Below are 6,770 nucleotides of genomic sequence, written 5' to 3' on the forward strand. Positions count from 1 at the left end.
CCCCAGGCCCGAACAAGGAAACCGCGGCATCAGAAGCGGTAGTTGATGGATATATCGGCCACACCGGTGGCCCTGCTGTGCGTAATCGGACTGTTCCCCGCACTGCCGACCAGTTGTTCGAATGCTCCGTCTGCAGTAGCAAACCAGTGCTTGTCGAACAGCCACACCATGCTTATGCCGAAGCCCACCGACTTGAAGCCCGCGCTCGCGTGATACTGCGAATATTGCGAGTGGGCCGCCTGATTCTGATTCACACCGTACCAGCTGTTCATGTAAGTGGAGTCCGCGAGCGTCACATTCGGACCGGCGAACCAGAAGAATTTTTTGGTGCTGCCCGGCATCGGCAGATAGGCGCCCAGATCGCCGATCCAGCCGTTCGAACCGCCGAAATAGCGTCGCACGTCGGCGCGCAGCACGAGCGGGAAATCCTTCGACACGACGTATTCGCCGGAGAGTTTGAGGCCTGGCGCCGGATTGATGTTGCCGAGGCCGTTCAACTCCTGCGGATCGTCATGACCGCGACGCCCGAGATCGTAGACCGCCGCGAGGCTCGCGCGCCAGTTCTGCCCTTGCGCGAAGTTGACCCCAAGGCCTTCGCCGCTCGAAAAGAAGAACAGGTCCTTGTAGCGCACGTCGACGCTCGGACCGGCCATCACGTGATACCGGTCGGAGCCCTCATAACGTGGCTGGAACGACGTCGCCGCGCCAATGCGCACCTGCCAGTCCGGAATATCCGGCTGCCACATCTTCTGCAGCGGAATGCCCACGGAATACTGCCATTCGCCCAATGGCGAAGGTGTTTGGGCCAAGGCCGAACCCGGCAAAATGCCGATACCGCCGATGGTCACGGCGACCAGAGATGATGCCGCGATGCCTGTTTGTGTATTGCGAATCTTGCCGATCCGCTTTCTACGGCTATTCAACACCAGAAACCTCCGTTTCTCGCGTATCGCGAAGGGGTTCACTTCTTGCCCAATGTCCACAACGGATTAGAAAACATCCGGGTGACCGCCGCATTGCAACACACGGCAAGTAATTTTTTCAGCAGACCGCACGCGTTTGCCCGGCAAAACGCACCGTTCGAACCCGATGCCGCCTCTTAAATTGGGCATTCGTACGAACAGAGACGTGCGAAAGATTTGCCCACGGATGCTTCTGTGCAAAATGCGGGCCTGGTCGCTGGAGAGCCGGGTCGGGTCGGGTCGGGTCGGGTCGGGTCGGGAAAAACGGAAGAATAGACCGACGGACGCCAGCGCGTGCGCCCGTGACGATGGTGACAGGCAGAATACAGCCACAAAATAGCAGCCGGCGCCGCGCGATGCAGCGCCGGAAAGGGAAGATCGCCGCCCTCGCGGCGCTCGCCGTTTTACTGCGCCGCTTCGACCAGCACAGCCTTGTCGCGATAGAGATTCGGAAACAGACGCTTCAGGTTTGCGACCTTCGGCATATCGTTGATCGCGATATACGCGGAGTTCGGATGCAGCGTCAGGTAGTTCTGATGGTAGGACTCGGCAGGATAAAAGCCCTTGAACGGCTCCGTCTTCGTGACGATCGGCGCCGGGAAGGCATGCGCCTTCTCGAGCTGGGCGATGTAACTTTGCGCGACGTGCCGTTGCGTGTCATTCAGCGGAAACACCGCCGAACGATATTGCGTGCCGCTGTCCGGCCCCTGGCGGTTCAACTCGGTCGGATCCTGAATCACCGAGAAGTAGACCTGCAACAACTGCCCGTACGTGACTTTGGCCGGGTCGAATGTGACCTGCACGGATTCCGCATGGCCTGTTTCACCGCCACTGACAGTCTCGTACTGTGCGGTGTCGCGCTGGCCGCCCGAATAACCCGACACCGCCTTCGTGACGCCTTTTACATGCTGGAATACGCCCTGCACGCCCCAGAAGCAGCCGCCCGCGAACACGGCGGTTTCTTCGTGCGCGGTCGTGGCAGAGATCGGTTCGTCGAGTGCGGGCGGTGCAATGACAACCGCGGCTTCCGACGAGAATGCCACCCGCTGCGCCAGCAGCAGCGCAAGAGCGCCGAGCCCAAGCGAAAGCGCGACGGCCGCCCCGCGCGAGCGGGCCGGTTTGCCGATGATGCGTTTCTCGATGTTCATGATGTCCGTCCTGATTCGATCAACTCGTGCCGCGCGCGGCGGGTGCGAAAGTTAAAGCGAGGCCGTTCATGCAATAGCGCAGACCGGTCGGCTTGGGGCCGTCGTCGAATACGTGACCCAGATGGCTACCGCAGCGCCGGCACAATACTTCGTCGCGCGTCATGCCGAACGACTTGTCGGTATGCGTGATAACCGCGTGGTCCAGCGGCTGCCAGAAACTTGGCCAGCCAGTGCCGCTATCGAACTTCGTTTTCGACGAAAACAGCGGCAGTGCGCAACCGGCGCATGAAAATGTGCCGGCGTGGTGCTCGTCGTTCAGCGGGCTGCTGAATGGCCGCTCCGTGCCTGCTTCGCGCAGCACGCGGTACTGTGCTTCCGTGAGCAGTTTGTGCCAGTCGGCGTCACTGTGCGCGACCTCGTAGGCTGCCGCTGTGCCCAACTCCGCCGCGCCTGCCGTGCGCCATGCCGCGGTTCCACCGGCGAGCGACGCCGCGCCGATTAACCTGAAGAAACTCCGTCTGCTGCAAGCCATGATGATCGTCCCGGAAAGTCCGTACCGTTCACCCGTTGAGGCGCTGATCGCGCCGCCCGCGAGTGGTCCTGCCACTTAGTCGGGCGACAAGGGGATTTATGACAGCATGCGCGTCTTTTTGCGTGAGGGTGCCGCTTACAGCGGAAATTTCGTGGTCGACAGGATTTCTTTGAGCACCATGAACGAGCGGATTTGCCGGACGCCTGGCAGATAGAGCAACTGCTCCGCGTGCAGACGATTGAAGCTGTCGCTATCGCGCGTGCGGATCATCATGAAATAGTCGAATTCACCGGTCACGACATGGCATTCCATGCAACCCGCCACCTTCTGCGCTGCTTTCTCGAACTCGGCAAAGGACTCCGGCGTAGACCGATCCAGCACCACGCCGATGATGACCACCATACCCGCCCCGACCGCTTTTGGATCGATCAACGCGACGACGCCCCGAATCAGCCCCGATTCCTTTAGCCGCTCGACACGCCGCAAACACGCCGGCGCACTCAATTTAACTTTGGCCGCAAGCGCGACATTCGAAATCGACGCATCGGTCTGCAGTTGACGCAATATCGCGCGATCGATGCGATCAAGCGCATGAAGAGACTCAGCTTCCGCAGATGAAATTGAGGCAGCCGCTGCGGCCCCAATGACCGGTGCACCACGAACTTTTGTTGCGCTCATAGGGTTCTATTGGGCTCTTTATTAGGTCATTGCCTACTGATAATTTTCAAAAGTATGCCCAACAAAATTTCTTTGCAAGTTCACGTCCAGCTACGTATGCGACTGGAGGGCGTACTGACTGATCCGGCATACGAGGGAAAATCACACCCCCAACCCCTTCCCCCAAAACCCCCTCAAAAACTCAACAAAAACCCGAATCGTGACCGAGCTCTGCCGATGCTGCGGATAAACAGCATAAACAGTAGCCGCCGAAGGCAAAAACTCTTCCAGAACACTCACCAACCTCCCATCCCGAACCGCCTCAGCAACAATAAAATCAGGAAGCCGAACAATCCCCAACCCAGCCACCGCCGCATCGCGAATCAGCTCCCCATTATTAGCCCGAAGTGGCCCATGCACTTCAAACCCTTTCGACACACCATCAACAACAAAATCCCAACTCACCGCCCCGCCATGCCCATACAACAGACATGAATGCCGCGCCAGATCGGCAGGATGAAGAGGCGCCCCACGCCGCCGCACATACCCCGGACTACAACACGCCACCATCCTGACATCGACCAGCTTCTGCGCGATCAGCGACGAATCCGGCAACGTGCCGATCCGGATCGCCATATCGAACCCTTCACCGACCACGTCGACGGTGCGATCGCTCAACTCCATATCGAAGCGCACATCGCTATGCTCGCGCAGGAAGTTCGCCACCAACGGCGACAGATGCATCATCCCGAACGACATCGGTGCACTGACCCGCAACAGCCCACGCGGCCCGGCTCGGCGCAGCGACATGGCCTGCTCGGCGTCTTCCACCTCGCCCAGGATACGTTTGGTGCGCTCGTAAAACTCCTGACCGAGTTCGGTCACGGCCAGCTTGCGCGTATTACGGATGAGCAATTGCACGCCGAGCGCCTCCTCCAGCGCCATCACGCGCCGGCTGACGAACTGCTTCGACAGCGCCAGCCGCTTTGCCGCCGCGGTGAAGTTATGAGCGTCGACCGTGGCGACGAAGATCCGCATGTCATCGAGTTGCATCGTATTGTCCACCTGATCGAGACAGTGTTTCATATTTTCATCTGATTATATACATTCTGATTGACCTACACTGTCACTCATGGATCGCGGACAAACATCTGGCCGGATCGCACAACCAGAACCCAGGAGAAATACGATGCTCGAAATCAGACACGCCAATCAACGCGGCCGCGCGGAGCACGGCTGGCTCAGCTCGCGTCATACGTTTTCCTTCGCGAACTATCACGACCCGAAACAGAACGGCTTTTCCGACCTGCTCGTGATCAACGACGACCGTGTCGCACCGGCGCAAGGTTTCGGCAAGCACCCGCACCGCGACATGGAAATTTTTTCGTACGTGCTGGAAGGCGCGCTGGAACATAAGGACACGATGGGCACCGGCTCTGTGATCGTGCCCGGCGACATCCAGTTGATGAGCGCGGGAACCGGCGTCGCGCATAGCGAATACAACCATTCGAAGAGCGAGCCCGTGCACTTCATGCAAATCTGGATTGCACCGGCGCAGAAAGGCACCGCACCGCGCTATCAGCAACGCCACTTTGGCTCGGATCAGAAGCGCGGCGTGTTGCGTCTGGTGATGTCGCCGGACGGTGCAGAAGACTCGCTGGTGCTGCAACAGGATGCACGGGTCTATGCCGGTCTTTTCGATGGTAACGAAACCGCACGCCTCGAACTGGCCAGCAATCGCTATGCTTATATTCACGTGGCGCGCGGCAGCGTCACGGTGAATGGCGTCGAACTTGGCGAAGGCGATGGCGCACGGGTCCGCGGCGAAGAAGCTCTCACCTTGACGCAAGGTCACGACGCGGAAGTGTTGGTGTTCGATCTGCGTAACATCGAAATGTCGGAGTTGTGGGCTTAAGCGGCATAACCCTGTCGAAAGACCTGGCCGGCTTAAGCGAGGCTCGCTGCGAAGCTTGCGGCGAGCCGCTTCCTTCCTTACCTACAGAGAAAAATCATGCGCTATGCTATTTGAAAACCAGAAAGACGCAGTCATTCTCGTCGCCCGCATCCTGTTGATGGTGCTGTTCGTGATGTTCGGCTGGTCGAAGCTGACCGGCTTTTCCGGCACCGTCGCTTATATGACGTCGACCGGCGCACCGGTGCCTGAGGTGTCGGCGGTTATAGCCGTCGTCATGGAGTTTGTTGTAGGCATTGCGCTGGTGGTGGGCTTCTATACGCGGCCGCTCGCGCTGCTGCTGGCGCTTTATACGCTGGGTACGGCGATCATCGGCCACCACTACTGGAACATGACGGGTGCGATGCAGTACGAAAACATGATCAACTTCTACAAGAACATCAGCATTATGGGTGGACTGTTGCTGTTGTGCGTGACCGGCGCCGGCAAGTATTCGATCGATCGGCGTTAAGGCTGCGCTGCCGCTATTCGACAAGCTCGACAACAAAGCCGCCCGGCATTGGCCAGGCGGCTTTTCTTTCCATGAAGCAATCTGCGCTAACCGGCAAACTGCGCCAACACGCGCTCACGAATGGCCGGCCGGATATTCGATTGCGCCATATTGCCTTGGTAATGCGCGACCACGCGTGGGTTCATCACGTGAAACCACAGTGGCGGCACATACGCGAACATGATCATCGTCGCATAACCGGAGGGCAATTGCGGCGCGCCGTCGAAATGACGCAGCGCCTGATAGGAGCGCGTCGGATTCGCATGATGATCGGCGTGACGCTGCAACTGGTACAGAAACAGATTCGTCACGATACGATTGCTGCTCCATGAATGCTGCGGCTGGCAGCGCTCATAGCGGCCGCTCGCGAGCTGCTTGCGGCCGAGTCCGTAGTGCTCCAGATAATTGACCACTTCGAGCAATGAGGCGCCATACGCCGCCTGAACCAGCAGAAACGGAATCACCGTTTTACCGAACAGCGCGATCATCGCGCCCCACAGCACCGCTGTCATGGTCCACGAGTGCAATACTTCATTGCGCCATGTCCAGGGCGATTTGCCGAGGCGTTCGAGCCGATGTTTCTCGAGGCGCCACGCCGACGCGATGCTGCCGAATACCGTACGCGGCAGAAAACGCCAGAACGATTCGCCATAGCGCGCGCTCGCCGGGTCGGGTGGTGTCGCTACGCGCACATGATGTCCACGATTGTGTTCGACGAAGAAATGACCGTAGGCGACCGGCGCCAGCGTGATCTTGGCGAGCCATCGTTCGAAGCCATCGGTCTTGTGACCGAGCTCGTGAGCGGTATTGATCGATACGCCGGTCGCTGCGCCCAGCGAGAGCGCAAAGCCGAGGTAGTCGTACCACTTCAATGCGTGTGTCCCGACGATCCACAGCGCGCCGATGAACGACACGTATTCGATGAAGGTGGCGAGATAGACCACGCGGCGGTAATAGCGCTCTCGTTCGAGCGTGGGGACGACGTCCTCGGGCGGATTGCTCGGGTCGT

Annotated in this window: 8 protein-coding genes; 2 read left to right on the plus strand and 6 right to left on the minus strand. The window is 59.2% G+C overall.

The window, feature by feature from the left end:
• Positions 1–29 precede the first annotated feature (29 nt).
• The 5 genes from VFE81_RS13390 to VFE81_RS13410 all read right to left on the minus strand — a co-directional run bounded on the left by VFE81_RS13390 (position 30) and on the right by VFE81_RS13410 (position 4,352).
• Positions 30–926: a MipA/OmpV family protein gene (locus tag VFE81_RS13390; RefSeq protein WP_325045053.1), complete on the minus strand. Its 897-nt coding sequence runs from the start codon at positions 924–926 to the stop codon at positions 30–32.
• Positions 927–1,366: 440 nt separating this feature from the next.
• Positions 1,367–2,110 carry a peptide-methionine (S)-S-oxide reductase MsrA gene (gene msrA, locus VFE81_RS13395; protein ID WP_325045054.1) on the minus strand — a complete coding sequence of 248 codons (744 nt, stop codon included), beginning with the start codon at positions 2,108–2,110 and terminating at the stop codon, positions 1,367–1,369.
• Between the two features lie 19 nt (positions 2,111–2,129).
• Complete coding sequence (gene msrB, locus VFE81_RS13400; protein WP_325045055.1) at positions 2,130–2,642, minus strand: peptide-methionine (R)-S-oxide reductase MsrB; 513 nt, start codon at positions 2,640–2,642, stop codon at positions 2,130–2,132.
• A gap of 135 nt (positions 2,643–2,777) precedes the next feature.
• Complete coding sequence (locus VFE81_RS13405; RefSeq protein ID WP_325045056.1) at positions 2,778–3,320, minus strand: Lrp/AsnC family transcriptional regulator; 543 nt, start codon at positions 3,318–3,320, stop codon at positions 2,778–2,780.
• A gap of 141 nt (positions 3,321–3,461) precedes the next feature.
• Entirely contained in the window at positions 3,462–4,352 is an 891-nt protein-coding gene (locus VFE81_RS13410; RefSeq protein WP_325045057.1) for a LysR family transcriptional regulator, read from the minus strand.
• Between the two features lie 136 nt (positions 4,353–4,488).
• Here VFE81_RS13410 and VFE81_RS13415 point away from each other — a divergent pair, with 136 nt between their 5' ends.
• Together VFE81_RS13415 and VFE81_RS13420 are read left to right on the plus strand one after the other, a co-directional pair.
• Positions 4,489–5,214 carry a pirin family protein gene (locus tag VFE81_RS13415; RefSeq protein WP_325045058.1) on the plus strand — a complete coding sequence of 242 codons (726 nt, stop codon included), beginning with the start codon at positions 4,489–4,491 and terminating at the stop codon, positions 5,212–5,214.
• A 103-nt stretch (positions 5,215–5,317) separates the two neighbouring features.
• Positions 5,318–5,722, plus strand: coding sequence for a DoxX family protein (locus tag VFE81_RS13420; RefSeq protein ID WP_325045059.1), 405 nt, complete (start codon positions 5,318–5,320; stop codon positions 5,720–5,722).
• An 86-nt stretch (positions 5,723–5,808) separates the two neighbouring features.
• Here the strand turns inward: VFE81_RS13420 and VFE81_RS13425 are convergent.
• The coding region (locus VFE81_RS13425; protein WP_325045060.1) for an alkane 1-monooxygenase at positions 5,809–6,770 on the minus strand (962 nt) is incomplete at its 5' end.

Source organism: Paraburkholderia sp. (assembly GCF_035656215.1).
In the GTDB taxonomy this organism is placed as follows: Bacteria; Pseudomonadota; Gammaproteobacteria; order Burkholderiales; family Burkholderiaceae; genus Paraburkholderia.

Coding starts and splice junctions, on each gene's coding strand:
- msrA (WP_325045054.1), bottom strand. CDS start 2,110: ATGAACATCGAGAAACGCATCATCGGCAAACCGGCCCGCTCGCGCGGG.
- VFE81_RS13415 (WP_325045058.1), top strand. CDS start 4,489: ATGCTCGAAATCAGACACGCCAATCAACGCGGCCGCGCGGAGCACGGC.
- VFE81_RS13420 (WP_325045059.1), top strand. CDS start 5,318: ATGCTATTTGAAAACCAGAAAGACGCAGTCATTCTCGTCGCCCGCATC.
- VFE81_RS13410 (WP_325045057.1), bottom strand. CDS start 4,352: ATGCAACTCGATGACATGCGGATCTTCGTCGCCACGGTCGACGCTCAT.
- msrB (WP_325045055.1), bottom strand. CDS start 2,642: ATGGCTTGCAGCAGACGGAGTTTCTTCAGGTTAATCGGCGCGGCGTCG.
- VFE81_RS13405 (WP_325045056.1), bottom strand. CDS start 3,320: ATGAGCGCAACAAAAGTTCGTGGTGCACCGGTCATTGGGGCCGCAGCG.